The sequence below is a fragment of the Paenibacillus sp. FSL R7-0652 genome (genome assembly GCF_038595045.1).
Classification (GTDB): Bacteria; Bacillota; Bacilli; order Paenibacillales; family Paenibacillaceae; genus Paenibacillus.
On record NZ_CP152001.1, the window covers coordinates 3,234,656 to 3,255,867 of the forward strand.

Consider the following 21,212-nt stretch of genomic DNA (forward strand, 5'->3'; position numbering starts at 1 on the left):
GAGGCTTCGCGATGACAGCATTTAAAATATTCAAAACTACGGGAGAGAATGACCTGTTTCGACCCGTCAGCCCCGAGGAATACGATCCGTTCGAAGCTGCAGACGATGATTCTTCAACCGCAACCGTTCAGTTGGATGATCGCCAGACACGGCAGGAGATGGACGGCTTTGGAGCTTCGTTTACGGATGCTGCAGCCTATCTGATGAATCAAAAATTAACAGAAGAACAGCTTGAGGAAGTGATGACGCGGCTGTTCCATCCTGTAAAAGGCATCGGCTTGTCGGTACTTCGTAATCCGATGGGCGCTTCTGATTATGCCCGTACGGTATACAGTTATAACGACCTGCCTGACCAGCATACAGACCCGGAATTAAGCGGATTCAGCATTGCACATGATGAGCAGGATATCATCCCCTTAACCCGGAAGGCTCTAGCGCTGAACCCCGAGTTGAAGCTGTTCGCCTCCCCTTGGAGTGCCCCCGGGTGGATGAAAACTAGCGGCTCCATGATCACAGGTCAGCTAAAGCCGGAATGGTACCCGGCATATGCGGAGTATTTCGTAAAATACATTCAGTCTTATGCTGCACATGGCCTGCAGATCTATGCGATCACCCCGCAGAATGAAGCCTTATATGAGCCAGGACATTATCCAGGTATGCTCATGCCAGCCGAGGCACAAGCTGATTTTATTCAAAATCATCTGAAACCTGCTTTCGTGCGCAGCAGCCTCCATACTAAAATCCTTTGTTATGACCATAACTGGGATCGACCCGATTATCCGCTGACTGTGCTTGAACAGGCAGGAGAAGCGGTTGACGGGGTTGCCTGGCACTGGTATGGCGGCAGTTCGGAAGCTCAGTCCACGGTATACGAAGCTTTTTCGGGAAAAGAAGTGCATTTTACCGAAGGTTCCGGGGGAGAATGGATTCCGTCCTTTGAGCAGGCATTCTCCAACGTGATGCGAACCGGGATTCAGATTCTGCGAAATTACAGCAAGTCGCTTGTTCTATGGAACATGGCATTGGATGAGCAGAACGGTCCGACTGTACCTGGATTTGGGGAGAGCACCTGCCGGGGAATCGTACAGATCAACCAGCAAACGGGAGAACTTGCCTACACGCTCGATTATTACGCGCTGGCTCACTTCAGTACGGTTATCCGTCCCAAAGCGGTATATATCGACTCCATCTCCAGTGACGCTTCTCTGTTATCAGCAGCCTTTCGCAATACAGACGGGTCTACGGGATTAGTGCTTTTCAATGATACGCTGGAATCCAGGGATGTGAAGATTAAATTGCGGGATCAGGAGATGCTGTCCCTGCATATGGAGCCTAAATGCGCAATGTCCATCTTAATGAAACCCAAATAATACAGCACAGGCGATTAACCTGCGAACAGTGCAGCTGGCTTAACATGCTTTTCCACCATAGGTGTATACTCCTGCATATTCCCTGACGAACAAGAAAGACCGCCGAATTCGGCGGTCTTTTTCATTTTTCTCACCAATCTAAGGGGATTTCGCGATTCGAGTACGAATAAATTAGAAGATGGATTGCACATACCCATCAGGGTTCAGGGCGTCAGCTCATGTATAAATAATCAACTTTGGAGGACATTCATGTATAAACTGCTGATTGTAGAGGACGAGCTGCTCATGCGGGTGGGCATTCGTTCCATGCTGAACTGGGAAGATTACGGCTTTTGTCTGGCAGGCGAGGCCAGCAATGGGAAAGAAGCTTTGGAGCTTGCGCTGGAACAAGTCCCGGACCTGATCATTACGGATATCCGAATGCCTGTGATGGATGGACTGCAGCTGATTCAAGAAGTATCAAGTTCATTAAAGAACTGTAAATACGTTATTCTTAGCAATTTCGATGAACTGCATTATGTGAAAACGGCTTTAAAGCTTGGTGCGGTGGACTACCTGGTCAAAAGTGAAGTCAGCGAACAGTCTCTGATCCAGCTGCTCACGAATATTCGAGAGAAGCTGCAGCGTGAACAGGAACAATTCACTCCTTTACCCAAAGCATCATCAGATTATTCCAAGAGCATCCGTTACTTGAAGGACAGTTTCTTTCAAGATACTGTAAGCGGATTTATCCATGGAGAAGAGTTGATTGCCAAAGCAGAAGAACTGCGTTTTCGCATCCAATCTGACCACCTGGTGGTCATTAAATTGATCGTTAATCAATACGAGCAGGTTAAGCGCAAGTATATTGAAAAAGGGGAGCAGCTGCTCCGCTTCTCCATCCTTAATATCATGGAAGAGGTTATTCCTTCAAGGTGGGCTAAGGAGATATTTGTGGAAAGCTCGTTCGAATATTGGGTAGTTGTAAACGTGCATCCAGACTCCAATACCGAAATCACCACCGAGATCGACAGCAGCACAACCCCCGACACTTTTAACAACAGCAGGCTTGTTAATGCTAACTCCACCGATCCCTTTAACGCTGCACATGCTGATCTGAATAAGCTTATACGTAAAATGATGTCGTCTATTAAGGATTTTATGAATTTATCCCTTACAGCGGGTGTTAGTTCAGTGGTTTCCGATTTTACATCGATGCGAAGGGCCAGTAAGGAAGCAGAGTATGCTCTCAAGGAGCGCTTTTTTACTTGCGGCAGCCAAATCTTATATGCTGCAGATGTGCGCGAAGCACCTAGCAGGAAAGACACTGCAATCATTTTAAGTCCGCAGCAGGAACAGCATTTCATGAAAATTTGTGTTAGTAAAAACGAAATAAAAGCCGAGCAGTTTTTTGAAGAAATCCGTACTGCCCTGAAGGTTAAACAAGCTGACGAGAACAGCATCCGCCAACAGTACATTGCACTGCTGGAGACGATGCACGCCCATTTACTGAACATCACATCCCGTAGCAAGCTTTCGTTCACAGGAAAGTCACCTTATGAGATTGTACTGAACGGAGAGCGCTGGCACGATATTCACCAGGATGTCCTGACCCATATCAAGGATTCGTTCGGTGCCTATTCCAGAACCACTCAGGAACTTACGTATACCGAACTCGCTGCTGACATGATCAACAAGTATTACGCAGAGGATCTTTCGCTGCAGAGTGTAGCCAGCCAGATTAACGTTCACCCATCATATCTAAGCCGATTGTTTAAACAGGAAAAGGGAGAAAATTTCATCTCTTATTTAACCCGGATTCGCATTGAACACGCGAAGGCTTATCTGCTGAGCAGAGAGCTGAAAATATATGAAATAGCCGACAAAGTCGGGTACCACAACTACACGTATTTCAGCAAAATTTTCAAGAAAAACACGGGTCTTACCCCCGAGGAATACCGAGAACAACAGCAGGTTCATGTCATCCGTGAATAGAGGTGCACTTCATGAAATTTACCCAGCCTTTTCAGATCAGATACAAAATTATTATCATTTGTATGATTGTCATTATTTTTCCTGTTTTTGTTATGACGATTAACTCCTATTACTCTTCTGAACGATTGTTATCGCAAAATTACACCACACTGCTCAGTGATCTGACCAAACAAACGAATATTCGCATTGACGAATTTCTCAAAGAAATCGAAAAAATCACACTTCTCGCCAGTAACGGGCTTAGCGACAGTTTGTCTGCGACTCATGAAGGCAGCTTTCCGATTCAGGATTTTCTGCGTGTAAGTGACGAAGAGAACGAGATTGCCGCATACAACATTTTGATGAATTACATTATGATGAAAGATCGTGTATTTTCCATATATCTATACAACCTTAACGGTGGGCAGGACCTGTTTGTGAGTCCGCATCAACCGATTGACCCCGCCTTTAATGTAAGAAATGAATTGTGGTTCAAAAAGTTTATGCATGAAGACGACCGAACGATCACTTTGACGACCCGGATCGATAAGCAGCTGGAAAATAAAGTACTCGCCGTCTCCCATGCACGGAAAATTCACGACGTAACCAATGGCAAACTGCTTGGTGTAATCGTTGTCAGCATCGATATCAAATTTATCGAGATCGTCAACCGCAATCTGCAGGAAGGGCTCAGGTCCAGATTTATGATTATCGACGAGGATGAAAAGATCGTCTACAACGTGAATGACCAGTTGATCGGCACGTTGTTTCGGGATAACGTTCGCCCGCCCGAAGCAACCAATGTGGTCGTGAAGAGCCCGCTTAGTCAGCAGAAATGGACCACATATGTCTATATGCCGCTAGAAGAGCTGACCGCTGATGGTAAAATATTAGGCCGAAACCTGGTAACGCTGGCTATCGTGATGTCTCTTTTTGCCGCGGTTATTTCCATTTTCTTATCTCATGTTATTACTCGTCCCATCAAAAAGCTGCTCAATAATATTCGTCTTGTCGAAAAGGGGCAGTTCGAACACGTGCAGGACATCCGCTCTCGCGATGAGATCGGTCATTTATCCACCCGATTTAACCGCATGTCTCATGAATTAAAACGTATGGTGGAACGAATGCAGCAGGAAGAGATTGAGAAGGCTGCCGCCGAGATGCGGGCACTGCATGATCAGATTAATCCTCACTTTCTGTATAACACATTAGGGTCCGTGAAATGGATTGCATCCATGCAGCAGGCGGGCAAAATTGTAGATATGACGGATGCGCTCATCTCTATGCTGCGATATGCAACCAGGACTGATGGCAGTCTCGTGATGATTCGAGAGGAGCTGAATCACATTGAGCATTACGTCACCATTCAGAATGTCCGATATTACGGCAGCATTCAGATGCAGTACGAGATTGATGACACCCTTCTGGATTATGTGATGCCCAAAATGATTCTGCAGCCCATCGTGGAAAATGCTTTTTTTCACGGCCTTGCCGAGATCGAAGAGGAGGGTGTAATCACCATTCGGATTCAATCACGGCAGGACGACATATGTATTGAAGTCCGTGATAATGGAGCAGGGATGGATCAGTTTACCGTCCGCAGCCTGTTGGAGGAAAAGCAGGAGACTGGAAGCGGAGGTAGAGGGATTGGTTTGTATAATGTGCAGCGGCGAATTCAGCTGCACTTCGGGAAACCGTATGGGATACAGGTGAACAGCCAGATTGGTAAAGGCACAACGTTTACCATTCTGCTGCCTGCGATTACCTGTTTACCAGGGAGCAAGTGAAACATATTAGCGCTAATGAAAGGACCTGCAGATCATCGTCTGCAGGTCCTTAGGGTATTTGCGTTTGTTTTGGGATACACGTTCAAACCATATCTATATCATTGATTCTTATTGTCCTTTCTTTATCCCTTAACACTGCCGAGTACCAAACCTTTGGTAAAATACTTCTGCAGGAACGGATAGATGAGCAGAATCGGGATGGCACCAAGGAACATCTGGGCTGCACGTCCGGTTCTGGCATTCATCATGGCTAACAGCTGGGTGTAGTCTGACCCGGACTTCAGCATCATCTGCTCAAAGCTTTGAAGCAGGGTTTGGAGATAACTCTGCAGCGGATAGTTGGCTGGATTGTTCATATAGATAATGCCGTCAAACCAGGAGTTCCAATGGCCGACAATGCTGAACAGTCCTACCGTCGCGAGCGCAGGCTTGAGAAGCGGAAGCATGATCCGGATTAACACCTGCATCGGGCCTGCACCATCAATGATGGCTGATTCTTCAATCTCCTCAGGCAGTCCGCGAATAAAGTTCATCAGAATGATCATGCTGAACACGGGCAGCGCACCTGGAAGAATCAAAGACCAGATGGAATCGATCAGCCCCATTTTAACCACAACAAGATAAGTAGGAATCAATCCACCGCTGAACAGCATCGTAACGATGAAAAATCCCATATAGAGGTTGCGGCCCATGACCTTCTGTTTTGTTTTGGAGAGTGGGTATGCTGTAAGCACAATTAAGAGCAGATTCACCAGTGTACCCAGAACGGTTCGCTGAATTGCCACCCAGAGGGAGGAATAAAATGCACTTCCAGAAAGAGCAAACTCATAAGCCTTCGTTGTAAATTCAACTGGCCAGAATGTAACACTCCCCGCAGAGACCGCTGAACTGCTGCTGAAAGAGACGGCGAGTAAATTGACAAACGGCAGGACACACAGCAGCGAGATCGCCAGCAGTATCGTGTAATTCAAAATATGAAAGAGACGCCTGCTTATACTTTTATCATGAATCATCCGATTATGCCCTCCTTAGAAGATACGGTAACCTGCCACGCGGTAAGCCAGAATGTAAGAGACTGCAACCAGAATGCAGGATATAACCGATTTGAATAAACCGACTGCAGTTGCAATGGAATACTGTGCCTGCTGGATACCCAGACGGTACACATAGGTGTCGATAATATCTCCGGTCTGATAAACCACAGGAGAATAAAGATTATATATCTGATCGAAACCGGCATTGAGCACATTTCCCAGCGACAATACCGTCATTAAAACGATCGTCGGCATCAGGAGCGGCAGGGTGATATAGATCGTTTGCTTCCAGCGCTTGGCTCCATCAATGACTGCGGCTTCGTACAGGCCAGGATCAATGCTCGTTAAGGCAGCCAGATAGACAACCGTGCCAAACCCGAAGCCTTTCCAGATATCACTCACAATCATTGTCCACGGAAAGATGGAAGGCGTGCCGAGGAAGGAGATCGGTTTCATGCCGAGCACCCCTAAAAACGTATTCACGATCCCATCCGCACTCAGAATATCCAGCATAATGCCGGCCATAATGACCCAGGACAGGAAATTCGGAATATAGACGAGAGTCTGGAACGTTCGTTTGATCCCGTTGTGCAGCACTTCATTCAGCAGCAGGGCGAAAATAACAGGCACAACAATGCCGCCGATCATTTTGAAAACGGACATGTAGAGGGTATTCCAGATCGTTCTCACGAAATTGGGCTGATTAAAGACATGAGTGAAATTGTCCCATCCAACCCAAGGCGAACTGAAGCCAAGACCCGGATTATACTTTTGAAAGGCAATAACCAGGCCATAGAAAGGAATGTAACTAAAAATAAATACCAACACCACGCTGGGGATTAACATGAGGTGGTAAGGACTTTGCTGCTTCCATTTTTTCAGCATTGCTTTTCCTCCGTTCAGTTATCAAAAAGAGGGGTGAGAACAGGCTCACCCCCCAGCCTCGCAGCTTCAGCTTATTTGCCGTAGGCTTCGTTCACGGCTTCAATGGCTGTATCTCCGCCAGCTGCACGCCAGTTCTGTACCACCACATCAAAGTAGTCGATGTTCTCGCTGCCCATAATGATTTTTGTAAAACCTTCCGTCAGAATATCATCCAGCGTTGTTCCATAACTGGACAGAGCCTCAGGCGTGACGCCCCATAGTGCAGTTTTGGTGTAGTTGCCGCTGTCGAGCACTTTTTTCGCCAAGCCATACGCATTTTTCGGTGCGCCCTGCTGCAGATAATCACCAACCGCGCCCGGTGTCGCATTTTTGATAAACTCGACGCTGTTGTTATACTTCTGCCACATGCCTGACGTGGTGAGCCCACTGGTATCCTTCGTTTCAAGAGCTTTCGATACAGCCTCGAACTGTTCATAGTCCGAATTCGGGTTAAGCACACGGAACGCACCAACAACGTGCGCAATATCGTTGTCCAGCAGAGCGGAGAGTGTCTCCGGTTTTTCCTTGCCATTGCCTTCATCCACGATATAAGCATAATCATTCAGAATTTCGATCACTGCCTGTGGATTGGCAGCATCTTTTTTCATTACAATGTAGTTGTTATTCGCAAAAAAGATAGATTGTTTCGCTTCTTTGCCATCGACCGTTGGAATCAGATACGGATAGAAGATGGCGTCTTTACCCAGATTAGCGACGGTATCTACGCCAGGATTATATCCCCACCACTGATAGTACGGCTGGATGCCCACTTTGCCAGCGACAATGTCGGCATTCATGGCGTTGAAGTCTTTAATGGCAAATTCCGGATCGATAATGCCCCGCTTATACCATTCCGCCCATTCGGCGAGCGCGTTTTTCATCTCAGGCTGGATGGAGCCATAGGTCAGTTTTCCCGTACCATCCTCAATCCACAGGTCCGGATGAGCGTTCCAAGCGATCGCGAGCAGGTTCAGATAATCCAGCGATTGATCCACAGCAATGCCGTATCCGCCGTGTTTTTCCATAAATGCAAGAGCCATATTTTTGATATCCTCGACCGATTTCGGGTCCTGCAGTTTGAGCTCTTCTTTCCAGTCATTTCGAATCCAGATAAAGTCCGGTTGATCAATTAATCCCCAATGCATCTGGGGGATACCGTAGAGCTTGCCGTCTTTTTTTCCAGATTCGTAGCTGTCTGCATCCGCTTTCATATAACTTTTGAGGCGTTCCGAGGCGTGCTGTTCAAAGGCTTCTGTCAAATCCATGACCATATCGGCCTCAATCAGCTGGCGAAGCTGGGAAGGATTCACCCGAAAAACGTCGGGAAGTTCATTGGAAGAAATGGCGAGATTGAGTTTGGTTTCGTATTCATCACTGACCCAGTCCGTCTTGACGTTAATATTAAGTTTCTCTTTGTATCTGCGGGTCCAGACATTATTCGTAATATCATCGCCCTTTGGATATTTCGCTGAACTGTATTCGGACGTAACCGTATGGATGGTGACTGCACCCGTACCATCATTTTCCGCATCTGTTTGTGCCTGACCTTTTCCCTTGTCACTGCAGGCCGTGACCAATAAGGCAGACATGCTCATCGACAAGATCAGAATCTTCATCTTTTTGTTCATTTACGTTCCCCCTCAAGTTCAAGTCATGGTTTAGGAATGTTGTACTTGAAGATATTGTAATAGAGAATAAGAAGAGGGGATATAAACGTTATTGACCAGAATCTGCATGTTTTTTAACTATAGAGGGGATCAGGGAATGCATAACAGGCATCGTACGCTGCACTTATTTGAACTGTGCTGCACTTTTTTGACCTGAACAAATAAGCCTGAGCCAACGATCGTCAGTACGAGGATATGAAGTCATGCATTATATTGATGTTAAGCGGTTTATTAGAGGAATGTATAAGGATTATAGGTAAGTCTACATATTTTTTGAGCGTACTTGTGGCTAATCGCTGTGTTCCGGTGTCTAATTTATTGTAAATCAAGAGGAGGTTCTCACCATGTCTGGAGCTCAAGACACAGATTTCACACCTGTTCAACCGGATGAACAGGACAGCATTATCCATGTGGAACACATCTATGCATTATATCGTGAGCGCATCAACACCTACTTTTCACTGAAATTAAACGCCGCGGCTGCAGATGATCTCACACAACAGGTATTTATGAAAGCAGCGGAGAATCTGCACCGTTTTAAAGGGAACGCACATATTTTCACATGGATCTTCAAGATTGCCCAGAACACATTAAAAAACGAATATCGAAGGTTGTCACGGCAGAATGAATCACCGCTTGATGTTACACAACTCGAATCCCAGTCCATCTCTCTTGAGTTTACAAAGTATGTTGACTTTCGGATCGATATCGGAACGGCCTTACAAACGCTGGATGAGAAAAATCAGGAGATTATCGCTTTACGTTTTTTTGCAGACTGTACGCTGCCCGAGATTGCAAGCATTGTTGGTATGCGTGAGAGCGCAGTGAAGAACAGATTGTACCGCGCTCTTGGGAAGTTAAAAAACGAATTAAATGAATGGGGGCACATGGCTATCATGTCAATTCAAAACTTAATTTCTATCGAAAATAAAGGCATTTCAGCACATTCAGACAACCGTATGAAAAAAGCAAATCATGACCTCATCACGGAACTAAACGGACACGTCGAAAGACTTGCAGTGAAATACGATTACCAGCCTTCACGAAAAGTCATCATTGAAATGTATCCCGACCTGTCCGCATTTCATCAAGCTGTGGGGGAAAAAGATGCGCCTGACTGGTTCACCGGCACATACGAGGAAAACATTCTCAAGATTGTTTCACCTCTGAACCCCGGGCCTGAGCATACGTACGAATCCATTATCAAAGGTTCCGTTCATCTGTTCTCCATGTGGCTGATTGAAGAGATTAATCCCCAGGCTCCGAAATGGATCAGACAGGGAATCGGTGGATATGAAGCCAAACTGATGACACCAGAATATCTTAAGTTCTCGACCGAAGAGGCTATTCGCACGAATAAGATACCCACTTTTGCTGAATTAGACGATGATACGTGGGATTTTGATACCAAGAAAGGATTCCAGTTCTCGTATATTTTTGTAGAGTATGTGATGGAAAAGTACGGCGTTAAGTCGATGAATCAACTGATTCGTCATCCGCAGGAGTTTACAAGAATCCTGGACTGCACGGAAGCTGAGCTGCATCAGGCTGTATCAGAGCATATTCAAGCCTAGATGCTGGATTAACTTTCCTTTTACGCACTTCATCAACTCCGGTAACAAATCCCTAATATCATAGAAAATGTTTGTTTTTCTAAACTTTAAATTGGGATATGAAGGAGATGCGGGGGCAATTGAGTAAACGAAACAGATTTCAGCGCAGTGTTTCGATCGCCGTTCTAAGCAGCATGCTGCTGACGATGGGAACGCCATTTACAACCACACCTGCTGCTCAAGCGGAAACGCTATCATCAACAGAACAAAGTGATCCTGCGGTTAACCAAGAGACCAGCATCCCTGAGGTGAATCACACACCTCCGGAATGGATATCTGCCATGCAGCCGTTTACTGTTACCGCTTCGGTACATGGTGGTGAACCGCAGCTGAATGTACGCCTGACATACTTGGTAGACGGGCAGGGGTCTGACTCCCTCGAACTAACACCCGTGGATTCAAGTCCGGAGACGTATACAGGCGAAATTCCAGCTCAATCTTTGAACGGGCATCAGTTGAGTTATACCATTGAACTGTTAAACTCCGAGGGGAAAATAATCTCCTCATCCGACTTTACCACCGTTATTCGTCCCGTGATCGCCGCTGCCAAGCAGACAACCGGACCGAGCCTGCTGATTACAGAAATCGTGCCGGATACCTCAAATCTGCCCAATTCCAGCACGGACGCGTATGAATTTATTGAGGTCTATAATAACACCGACCAAGAGATCAATTTTAAAGATTACTTTTTTTACTACAACAATAAAGATACCTGGAAAACGGATGAAGGCTCGGATATTTTCATCCCAGCCCACAGTCCGGTTGTATTCTGGATTATGAATGGCAGTAACCATCAGCTGACCGTCGAACAATTTAACAGCAATTTTGGCACAAGCCTGGTAGAGGGACAGCAGATCCACCGTCTTCAGGGAGGAAGCGGCATGGCTAACGGAAGTGCCCGTTCCCTTGTGATTAAGAGCCTTGCAAACGACAACGAGACCATAACTTCTGCATCGTATGAACCAGCTCAGGTCAAAACAAATATGGGTATTTTTTTCAAACATCCTGCTGTAGGAAGTACGCAAATGAATGTAATGAGCGACTCGGGTAAACTTCCAGCCACGCCAGGTGTGATTGATTCCACACAAATCGTCCCCCCTGTGGTAGACGAAGATTCGCAGACGAGTATAGAGCACATTGCTCCCACAGATGCTCTGCCGGTTCAGGACTTTGTAGTGAAAGCGAAGATCAATAATCCGGCTGTTGAGGCTGACGGGAGTCCTTCCGCGGTGAAACTTCTGTTCAAAACGCCTGCACAGCACAGATATACCGCTCTAACCATGTCTTCGATTAATCAAACGAACGAGTATAGTGCTGTAATACCTGCATCCATGCTTGTTGAACCGCAGCTCTTATATCGGATTCAGAACGGCAGTCTGGATCAGTCCTATACAGCTTCTGTTCAGTTGGACGCATTCGATCCGTCGAAGGTACCTCCGCTGCTCATTACAGAGCTTGTACCCAACACTACGAATATTGCGGGAACGTCTACGGATGCTTATGAGTATGTTGAGATTTATAATAATACGAACCAGCCTGTACAGTTCAAAAACTATAGTTTGTACTATCGTTACCCGGATAAAGGACCAAACGCAGATGTGCTGTGGCAGGCAGAGCAGCCTGATTTTGTAATTCCTCCGCAGCAGCCGGTCGTATTCTGGATCAAAAACAGTGCAAACGCTTCGTATACCGAGCAGGATTTCAATCAGTTCTATCAAAGCAGCCTGATTCCGAATGTTACTCTTCATACTATCCAGAGTGATGGTATGGCTAATTCAGGCCGCAGAGCACTCGTGCTCAAAACGAATACGGGAAAAGAAATTTCATCTGCGTATTATGATGCAGATCAGGCTTATGCCGATGGGACGAAAGGCGATGAAACCAAAGAGAATAAAGCGATTACTTATGCTTATCCGCTGAATGGCAGCAGCGTAATGATCAAGTCCGGTTCGGGATCTGACGCTCCTTCACCAGGTATCCTTGATTCGTCTCAGATTCCGCCGCAGCCCATTCAGGTAGAGCAGGATAACCTTCCCCCGACGGTTACGGATATGACACGCACAGCGACAGTAGATCAATCAAAAGGATTGGAGCTGGTCGTAGATGCCAAAGACAACCGGGAAGTCACTTCCGTTGAAGTGTATATTCGATCGGATAAAGATACGGAATTTTCACGGTACCGTTTAACCGAGGACTTCAACGATACGATGTATCATTATAACTTATCATCCGCGTCGCTTATCGGCCGTAAAACCATTGAATATTATTTTGTTGTCTCCGACGGTGTTCATGAAACCCGTTCGGATAAAACAAGCATTTCCATAACCGGGGGAGTAAGTGATGAGGCACTTCGGCTGAATGTCAAAGATCAGGATATCCTGCAGGGAACGCATATCCTTAAAGGTACCTCGCAGTCTGGTAATGCACCTGTTCAACTTCAAATCGATAATAAGCTCGTTCCTGAAAACTCAACTTCGGGAGCACTGGAGCATGATGCGTATTTCGTGTTTGAAGCAGTGAATGTTGATTATTATTTCAAAAATGCAGTGACTATGGGGCCTCCTGAATTGGAAGACCAAACGATTCTTTATACATTCATGAATCCCATTACAGCGTACACAACACTATCCTTTCCCATTTCATCCGAACGGCTGATCCAGGGCGATAATGTTATTTATGCCCGGGCAGGTTCCAAAACCTCTCCTTTTGACCAGCGTCCGGAAGAAAACAAAGACGATTTTGAAATCAAAAATGTCAGACTGCTCCTGGCTGACGGGACTGAAATCTGGGACCCTGCTTATGCTGAAAAAGAGAAACAGATCAAAATGGGAGATTCAGCAGGAAAAAGTGAATCGATTGGTTTTCATTTTAACCTGAAGCCCGAACAGATGAAATCCACAGCTTATACTTGGGACACCACTGCTGTCCCTGACGGCCACCATCTAGTAAAAGTAACGGATGGCGAGAAGGAGGCTGCTGCCCAGGTATTGGTTGATAATACGGGACCTGTTATTCAACCGACCGTCGAGGAGAACCAAACGTATCGCGGACCCTTCGTTATTGATGCGCAAATTCAAGATGAAATTGCCGGTGTCGATGAGATAACGGTGAAATTGGACGGGAAAAAAATTGACCTTCCGATGCATACGTCCTCTGGAAAAATGTCGAGGGGCAAGCATACGCTGCAGATTCAGGCCGCGGACCGTGCAGGTAACCTATCTGACAAGACGATTCAGTTTCATGTGCCGGATGAGAACCCGCTGCAGCCGGAGTTAATCAGTCCACAGCTGAATCAGACCAATGTGGGCACAGCAGCCAATCTGATCGTTAAGGTGCAGGACCCAAGCGCGGATGCGATGAACGTATCGTTTTTCAAAGGATACAAATACGACAGTCATCGCGCCGACCGTTTTACAGGTTACCTGAACACTGCGGAGACAGAGCCGCCCAAACAGATGATTCCTGCGGGCGAGAAGGTGATGGAAGCAGCTGATTACAGGAAGATTGAAGCTGTAGACGGCACGTACCTGGTGAACGACTCCGTAGAGCAGTTTCCTTATCAGCGTTTTGAAGTCAAACTTGATCCTGACGTTCGCAGTACGGAGCGCGTGGACATCCAATGGCAGGGCAAGTCGCTTGAAGGACGTAAGGTAAGCTTGTATGCCTGGAGTGAAGCCCAGAAGAAGTGGGGGCAGTTAGATCAGGTTATTGCAGGTAAGGACGATTTCGGATTATCCGCAGTTGTTCTGGCCGGAGATTACTCTCTGAACGGAACCATCCAGGTTATGGTACAGGATGAACTTGCAGAGCAGCAGGTGAACTTGGCAGGCACGACGTCACAGCCCGAATCGCAAGAGGACTATGATTTCTCCTTTATATGGATGTCCGATACGCAGTACTATTCCCAAAGTTATCCGCAGATCTATCAAAAAATGGTGAGCTGGATCGCGGAGCAAAAAGAACAAATGAATATCAAATATGTCATCCATACCGGAGATGTGGTTGATAAGGCAGATCAGGAATATCAGTGGATTGAAGCTGATAAAAATATGAAAGTGCTTGAGGATGCGTCGATTCCATATGGTGTGCTTGCGGGTAATCACGACGTTGGTCATCAGGATAATGACTACAGCAAGTTCCAGCAGTATTTCGGAGCACAGCGTTTCGTAAACCAATCGGTGTACGGCGGATCATACGAGAATAATCGCGGTCATTATGATCTCGTTTCGGCTGGAGGCAATGACTTCATCATCGTTTACATGGGGTGGGGACTTGGAGAAAAAGAAATCGACTGGATGAATGAGATTGTCGCCAAATATCCGGAACGGAAAGCGATACTCTGTCTGCACGAATATTTGCTTGTATCCAACAATCGTTCACCGATCGCAGATCAAATCTTCGAGAAAGTCGTCAAACCGAACAAAAACGTCATTGCCGCTCTTTCTGGACATTACCACGATGCCGAATTGAAAGTGGATGCAGTTGACGATGACGGAGACGGTATTCCGGATCGCAGCGTGTATCAAATGCTGGCAGATTATCAAGGCGCTCCTGAAGGCGGATTGGGTTACATGAGACTGATGCAGTTTGATATGAAAAATAACAAGCTTCACATCAAAACGTACTCTCCTTACCTGAATGACTATAACTACTATGATCCTGCTGTTGAAAAAGGTAAAGACGAGTTCAGTCTGGACCTTGGCCTGGCGCCTACAACCAAACGAGTTGCTACGGACTATATCGGAGTCAACGTGTATACTGATGAAAAAATAGGCTCACAGCATAATATCCCAAGCGGCAAGCAGGCTTCTGTTGTTTGGAAAGGACTTGCAAGCGGCAGTTACAACCAGTGGTATGTCCAAGTGAAGGACGACAACAGCGGTTCCACATTATCTGACATTTGGGGATTCCATACTGGCACTCCTTCGCCTGGTGAAAACACACCCGGAAATGGGGGAGGAGACAGCAGCATTTCCAATCCGGAAATGTCAACAGGATCATCTGACAGTACACCAACTGAAAGTAAGACTCCAATTCCTCCTGAGAAAGGAAAGCTGGTGCTGAAGCGTGGTGAGGATGGAATATACCGTGTTGAATCCTCGTTACTGGAGCAGGCCGCCGCATCCAGTGCTGATCGTAAAGTTATGATTACCCTTGAGGACAGTGACCCGAATACTGAAACGTCCTTTGACCTATATCTCCCGGGTAAAGCGGTGAAACAGGCAAAAGCCAACGGAAAAACGATCCAGATTGTATCACCTGGGCTGCAGATTACCCTTCCTCCAGACGTTCTCCCGCAGCTTTTGGAGGATGAACAGCAGCTAATTCTTCGTTCCAACCGTCTACAGGATGCGAATACAGCTGAAGCGCTCACCGATCGTCTGGCAGCTCGTGAACATTACGTGCAGACCGGGATCATGCAGTCGCTGCGCATGTACATTCTTCAAGGACAGAAGGAAAGAGAAGTCCAAACGTTCACTAACGCGGTTCTCGTGGAAAAAACATTAACCGCAGATCAGCTCAAGAAGTTCCATTCTGAGTACGCCGGGGTCTATCTCGCAGCACCGGATGGACAGAATGTGCAGTACAAAGGAGGTGCTTTTAATAACAGCCGCGTAACGTTTAATGTTGATCAACCAGGTGTATACACCATTATGGAGTATCGCAAATCCTTTGGTGATATAGCCAATTCCTGGGCGGCACCCTATGTTGGCATGCTAACTGCCAAACATCTGATTCAGGGAATCAACAGTGAAAACTACGGACCAGAATTAAAAGTAAATCGTGGTGACTTTATCACGCTGATGATGCGAGCCGCTGGAAAAACATCATCTACACTGTCATCACCGTATGTTGATGTACCGTCAGAAGCCTATTTCGGACCAGCCGCTGCTGAGGCAGCAGCGCTTGGCATTGTACAGGGGAATGGCGGGCTGTTCAGACCAAAGGATGCCATCAGCCGGGAAGAGGCCGCTGTCATATTAATGAGAGCTTCTGAAAAACTGTTCAATAATCCGGCTTCTGCTTCTGAAATGACGAAATCCACTTTCACAGATCATGATCAAGTCTCCTCATGGGCCAAAGAAGCGGTGGAACATGTTAATATGCTTGGCATAATGACAGGCAAAGCTAACCTTCGATTCGACCCGAAGGCAGAGGTTACACGGGCGGAACTTGCTAAAATGGTTTATGAATTCATTCATCTTCAAGACTAGAGCATGCATTAACACAGTTTAAACCAGCCGTATGAGATAGTACCATAAAGCCGCTGCCCAGCGGCTTTTTTTGGTGTTCATATTCCGTTCATACTCCATTCATTGGCAGGACAAATAGTTCAGGTATACTGCATAACAGATGAAGATACACACAAGGAGATGAACAGCTTGACTCAACCAGTGCAGCACAAATCAGAAGTAAAGCATCGTTCCAAAACAAAGCGGCTTCTTCAAATTTTATTAAAAGTAATGGTCACTATTGTCGCAATCATACTGCTCTTGATCGCCGCCGTATACACGGTTAATCTATTCAGCAGTCATTCTGAACAGAAACGATTGGAGCCGTACGGTCAAAAGGTGTCTGTCGATGGAAAACGAATGAATGTATTCATGCAGGGGGAAGGCAAAGAAACCATCGTCATACTGCCGGGGTTCGGGACCGCTTCGCCTGCACTTGATTTCAAACCACTTATAAACGAACTCAGCCCTTATTATAAGGTGGTAGTTGTAGAACCATTGGGCTACGGATTAAGCGACCCGACCGATAAAGAACGCAGCTCAGCGAATATTACACATGAGGTGCATACCGCTCTGCAAAATCTTGGATTCAAGCGTTACATGCTGATGGCTCATTCAATCTCAGGTCTATACAGTCTGGATTATGTGAACAGATATCCAGACGAAGTGCAGGCATTCATCGGTCTGGACAGCAGTGTCCCGGCGCTGAGCGAGCAGAAAGTGGAAGCATCGGATATTGAGCCTATTAAATGGTTCCGCAACCTTGGCTTTGCCCGTGTACAGCTGAAGCTGAGTGCTGACCCGTATGATGGACTTTCCTATGACGATCATACTAAGGAGCAGTTAAACATTTTAATTCGCAAAAATATGTACAATAACACACAGTTAAACGAAGCGGTCAGCATGTATTCCAACTTCCAGGCAGCCAAAAAGCTTGCACTGCCTGTTAATCTGCCAGTCCTGTTCTTTGTACAGAAGAACCATCCTGTCGTGAAGGAATGGGTGTCGGAGCATGAGAAGCAGATTAAGGATAGTGCACAGGCAGAAATGGTTTTGCTGGATGCGAATCATTATTTATATCGATCTCATCCCAAGGAAATCGCCGAGAAAATCAAGACATTCAGCGAAAAGATCAATACAGCTCTTTAAATATATATCACTAACTATTGAATAAAACCGTTATGCGGGTACGTGAAGTATCCGTGCAACGGTTTTTTTGGTATTCTAATCTTCTATGGCAGGCGAAGCACAAGTACCGATTCATGAAATTTGAATGTGTCGATGATTTAAAAGAGACAAAGACAAAAGCAAGATAAAAACACACTTCAAGCTGGAGGTTTGATAATGATGCATATTTTGATACTAGGAGCATCTGGACGAGTTGGAATTCATATCCTTACATACGCTCTTCAAGAAGGGCATCACGTGACCGTACTGGTTCGTTCCCCGGAGAAAATAAATCCACATCCCAACTTGCGTATCATTCAAGGCAATGTGCTGCACCCGGAGGACCTGAAACGAGCGGTTCAGGGAGCAGAAGCGGTCATCAGTGCGTTGAACACGGACGGAACAACCACATTATCAGAAAGTATACCCTTAATCATAGACGCCATGGCAGCAGAAGGCATACAGCGAATCGTTACCATCGGAACGGCCGGAATTCTGCAGAGCAGAACCGAGCCGGGGAAGCTTCGCTATCAATCCAGCGAATCCAGACGTAAGTCAACCCGGGCAGCCGAAGAGCACGAACGTGTATACAAACAGCTGCAGCAGTCTGTTCTCGAATGGACGATTGTGTGTCCTACCTATTTACCCGATGGGGCACGCCTGGGAAACTACAGGGTCGAGCGGGATGTTTTGCCGGATGGCGGAACTGAAATTTCCACCTCAGATACGGCCGAGTTTACTTACCAACAACTTGCGAATCGTCATTTCATTCGCACACGTGTGGGGATATCCTACTAAAGCGAACCCTTTCGAACTTTATTTCATACGTTTTGAAATCGGGTGATTTTCATTCATCTGCAGCAGATCCCATAGGTTTCCATAGAGATCTTTAAAAACAGCAACGATACCATAAGACTGTTCCTTGGGTTCTCTCACAAACTCAATCCCTTTGGAAACCATGTCATTATAGTCTCGCCAGAAGTCATCCGTATTCAGAAACAGGAAAACTCTCCCTCCGGCCTGGTTGCCGACAAACGGCTCCTGCTCCGGTTTAGAAGCTCTGGCCAGTAAGATGGTTGTGCCAATTGAGCCGGGAGGGGCGATGACCACCCATCGTTTGTCCTGCTCGGGTTGGTAGGTGTCTTCAAGTAACGTAAAGTTCAATTTTCGGGTATAGAACTCTATTGCTTCATCATAATCGTTCACGACTAAGGCAATATGTATTATGGACTGAATCATAAGAAAGCCTCCGTTTCACTTAACTATACAGCTATACCATTGTATATGAAGATGTTGAAGTGGTAAATGCGAGCAGCAGCAAATTTCCCTACTCCTTTTGGTAGATTTGAAGTATGATACAAGTTAAGTTAAGCGCTTTCTTTTTTTGTGGAATTGATTATTAAGTGATTGCAGGGAGGTTCTTGATTTTGTTAAATACAGACACAACTTATGCAGGATATCTTTTTGTGCATTTTATCGGGGAACAGTCGGACGGAGAGCAGATTTACTTCTCATACAGCGAGGATGGTCTGCATTGGAAGGACCTGAATGGGGGCAGACCCGTACTGCGTTCGAATCTTGGTGAGCAGGGTGTACGCGACCCGTTTCTCATTCGTTCTGTTCGGGAAAACAAGTTTTATCTGATGGCTACCGATCTGCGAATAGCCAACGGTAAAGGCTGGGATACGGCGGTTCATGCAGGCAGCCGGGACATTGTTGTCTGGGAATCCAGCGATCTCATCACATGGTCTTCGCCTTGGACCGTTACGGTTGGCGTTGAGGGAGCAGGATGTGTGTGGGCTCCTGAAGCCGTCTATGATGAAAAAACAGACGAGTTTCTTGTATTCTGGGCTTCTGCCACACAGGAAGCGCATGAATCTGAACGCAAGCAAAAAATATACAGTGCACGTACCAAGGACTTCCGCACCTTTACTCCAGCGGAAAAGTACATAGAACGGGAAAATCATATCATTGATACAACGATTCTTGCTTCTTGCGGTTCGTATTATCGCTATTCCAAAGATGAAACAACCAAAAATATTCGCGTCGAAAAAGGGAGTTCACTGGATAAGGATGCGTTCGTACCACTCCATGCCCCTGTGCTGGAAGCGCTGCTGGGAGTTGAAGGCCCTCAGATCTTTAAATTCAATGATCGGGAAGAGTGGTGCCTGATCGTCGACCGTTTCGCAGAAGGGAAGGGCTATCTTCCACTGCTGACAAGCAGTCTGGACAGTGGAGATTTCCGAATGGTTCCAGATGATGAGTTTGATATGGGTGCGGCGCACAAGCGGCATGGCAGTGTCCTGCCAATCACCGTGGAAGAATGCAGCCGCCTGCTGACAGCTTACGGAGATGGGCATCAAGTACTGGCTGGTCAGTATGCGGACCCCGATGTGGCGAAATTCGGCGATCGCTATTACATGGTTCCTACCACCGATGGTTTTGAGAGCTGGTCTGGCACACAGTTTAAGGTTTTCTCCTCCAGTGATCTGCGATATTGGCAGGACGAAGGAGTGATTCTTGATCTGGCATCGGATGATGTACCTTGGGCCATCGGAAACGCGTGGGCACCAGCAATCGCCAGCCGGAACAACAAGTATTACTATTATTTCTGCGGTAAGATGCCCAACCAGGAAAGTGCAATTGGTGTCGCCACTGCCGATTCGCCAACCGGTCCTTTTCTTGCTGAGCCGCAGCCTTTAATAACGATGGACCAACTAAGACGTCTTGGCATCACGATGGGCCAGGCGATCGACCCTTCAATCTATGCCGAGCAGGATGGGAGCATGTACCTCTTGTTTGGGAACGCGCATGCAGCGATTGTGGAACTTGATGAAGATATGATCCATGTGCGCGAAGAAACGATGAGAAATCTGGAAGGACTGCATGAGTTCAGAGAGGCTGTAACGGTGTTAAAACGTGATGAGCTGTATCACTTCACATGGTCCTGTGATGATACCGGAAGTGAAGATTATCATGTGAATTATGGTACCTCGGAAAGCTTGTACGGCCCAGTTACCTATCACTACACGGTTTTAAGCAAAAATGTGACAAAAGGCATGCTCGGAACAGGCCATCACTGTATTATTCATGATCCTCGGACGGATCAGTATCATATAGCCTATCATCGCTTTGTGACGCCGCTGTCCCGTTTCTCTACCGGCAAAGGATATCACCGGGAAGTGTGTATTGATCCGATCTTTTTTGGAGAGGACGGGCTGATGAAGCCTGTTGTTTTGTGAAAACAGTTGACCGTTAGAGGGAAATTAGTTCCGTTCAACGGTATGAGTAGGACGCATACTGTTTCGCTATAAATTTACTTTGAAGTTATATTCAATGAAAGCCGCTGAAATCAGCGGCTTTTTTGATATGAAATATAATTACGAATAAATGGATCATTACGAAGATCATATTATGAAACGTTTCGAATCTTGATCATTTTTTTGAAAATCGCCATCACTCTT

12 protein-coding genes are annotated in these 21,212 nt (G+C 46.3%); 8 read left to right on the forward strand and 4 right to left on the reverse strand.

Translation table 11 applies throughout. The features are described from left to right. The first annotated feature begins 11 nt into the window (after nt 1-11). The 3 genes from MKY97_RS14605 (at nt 12) to MKY97_RS14615 (ending at nt 5,110) form a co-directional block, all read left to right on the forward strand. A complete protein-coding gene (locus MKY97_RS14605; RefSeq protein ID WP_342556114.1) occupies nt 12-1,370 on the forward strand; it encodes a glycoside hydrolase family 30 beta sandwich domain-containing protein in 1,359 nt (452 codons plus the stop codon). A gap of 249 nt (nt 1,371-1,619) precedes the next feature. Continuing rightward, nucleotides 1,620-3,344, forward strand: a complete 1,725-nt coding sequence (locus MKY97_RS14610) for a response regulator (RefSeq protein WP_342556115.1) — start codon at nt 1,620-1,622, stop codon at nt 3,342-3,344. An 11-nt stretch (nt 3,345-3,355) separates the two neighbouring features. Further along, on the forward strand, nt 3,356-5,110 hold the full coding sequence (locus MKY97_RS14615) for a sensor histidine kinase (RefSeq protein ID WP_342556116.1): 1,755 nt from the start codon (nt 3,356-3,358) through the stop codon (nt 5,108-5,110). A gap of 122 nt (nt 5,111-5,232) precedes the next feature. Here the strand turns inward: MKY97_RS14615 and MKY97_RS14620 are convergent, their stop codons facing one another. The 3 genes from MKY97_RS14620 to MKY97_RS14630 form a co-directional block, all read right to left on the reverse strand. After that, nucleotides 5,233-6,123 carry a carbohydrate ABC transporter permease gene (locus MKY97_RS14620; protein WP_342556117.1) on the reverse strand — a complete coding sequence of 297 codons (891 nt, stop codon included), beginning with the start codon at nt 6,121-6,123 and terminating at the stop codon, nt 5,233-5,235. Between the two features lie 15 nt (nt 6,124-6,138). Further along, nucleotides 6,139-7,029, reverse strand: coding sequence for an ABC transporter permease subunit (locus MKY97_RS14625; RefSeq protein ID WP_342556118.1), 891 nt, complete (start codon nt 7,027-7,029; stop codon nt 6,139-6,141). A 71-nt stretch (nt 7,030-7,100) separates the two neighbouring features. Then, complete coding sequence (locus tag MKY97_RS14630; protein WP_342556119.1) at nt 7,101-8,696, reverse strand: hypothetical protein; 1,596 nt, start codon at nt 8,694-8,696, stop codon at nt 7,101-7,103. A 383-nt stretch (nt 8,697-9,079) separates the two neighbouring features. Here MKY97_RS14630 and MKY97_RS14635 point away from each other — a divergent pair, with 383 nt between their 5' ends. The 4 genes from MKY97_RS14635 to MKY97_RS14650 all read left to right on the forward strand — a co-directional run bounded on the left by MKY97_RS14635 (nt 9,080) and on the right by MKY97_RS14650 (nt 18,546). Continuing rightward, complete coding sequence (locus MKY97_RS14635) at nt 9,080-10,309, forward strand: sigma-70 family RNA polymerase sigma factor (RefSeq protein ID WP_342556120.1); 1,230 nt, start codon at nt 9,080-9,082, stop codon at nt 10,307-10,309. 119 nt (nt 10,310-10,428) lie between these two features. Next, entirely contained in the window at nt 10,429-16,563 is a 6,135-nt protein-coding gene (locus MKY97_RS14640) for an S-layer homology domain-containing protein (RefSeq protein WP_342556121.1), read from the forward strand. 159 nt (nt 16,564-16,722) lie between these two features. Then, nucleotides 16,723-17,730 carry an alpha/beta fold hydrolase gene (locus MKY97_RS14645; protein WP_342556122.1) on the forward strand — a complete coding sequence of 336 codons (1,008 nt, stop codon included), beginning with the start codon at nt 16,723-16,725 and terminating at the stop codon, nt 17,728-17,730. Nucleotides 17,731-17,928: 198 nt separating this feature from the next. Beyond that, nucleotides 17,929-18,546 (forward strand): SDR family oxidoreductase, encoded by a 618-nt coding sequence (locus MKY97_RS14650; protein WP_342556338.1) that lies wholly within the window; start codon nt 17,929-17,931, stop codon nt 18,544-18,546. 18 nt (nt 18,547-18,564) lie between these two features. On the opposite strand, the gene MKY97_RS14655 is transcribed toward MKY97_RS14650, so the two are convergent. Next, entirely contained in the window at nt 18,565-18,987 is a 423-nt protein-coding gene (locus MKY97_RS14655; protein WP_342556123.1) for a VOC family protein, read from the reverse strand. A gap of 188 nt (nt 18,988-19,175) precedes the next feature. Here MKY97_RS14655 and MKY97_RS14660 point away from each other — a divergent pair, with 188 nt between their 5' ends. Beyond that, nucleotides 19,176-20,990: a family 43 glycosylhydrolase gene (locus MKY97_RS14660; RefSeq protein WP_342556124.1), complete on the forward strand. Its 1,815-nt coding sequence runs from the start codon at nt 19,176-19,178 to the stop codon at nt 20,988-20,990. Nucleotides 20,991-21,212 lie beyond the last annotated feature (222 nt).

Bases quoted from the DNA above. Each gene is read 5' to 3' on its own strand.
- MKY97_RS14605 (WP_342556114.1), top strand. From the start codon at position 12: ATGACAGCATTTAAAATATTCAAAACTACGGGAGAGAATGACCTGTTT.
- MKY97_RS14610 (WP_342556115.1), top strand. From the start codon at position 1,620: ATGTATAAACTGCTGATTGTAGAGGACGAGCTGCTCATGCGGGTGGGC.
- MKY97_RS14615 (WP_342556116.1), top strand. From the start codon at position 3,356: ATGAAATTTACCCAGCCTTTTCAGATCAGATACAAAATTATTATCATT.
- MKY97_RS14620 (WP_342556117.1), bottom strand. From the start codon at position 6,123: ATGATTCATGATAAAAGTATAAGCAGGCGTCTCTTTCATATTTTGAAT.
- MKY97_RS14625 (WP_342556118.1), bottom strand. From the start codon at position 7,029: ATGCTGAAAAAATGGAAGCAGCAAAGTCCTTACCACCTCATGTTAATC.
- MKY97_RS14630 (WP_342556119.1), bottom strand. From the start codon at position 8,696: ATGAACAAAAAGATGAAGATTCTGATCTTGTCGATGAGCATGTCTGCC.
- MKY97_RS14635 (WP_342556120.1), top strand. From the start codon at position 9,080: ATGTCTGGAGCTCAAGACACAGATTTCACACCTGTTCAACCGGATGAA.
- MKY97_RS14645 (WP_342556122.1), top strand. From the start codon at position 16,723: ATGAACAGCTTGACTCAACCAGTGCAGCACAAATCAGAAGTAAAGCAT.
- MKY97_RS14650 (WP_342556338.1), top strand. From the start codon at position 17,929: ATGCATATTTTGATACTAGGAGCATCTGGACGAGTTGGAATTCATATC.
- MKY97_RS14655 (WP_342556123.1), bottom strand. From the start codon at position 18,987: ATGATTCAGTCCATAATACATATTGCCTTAGTCGTGAACGATTATGAT.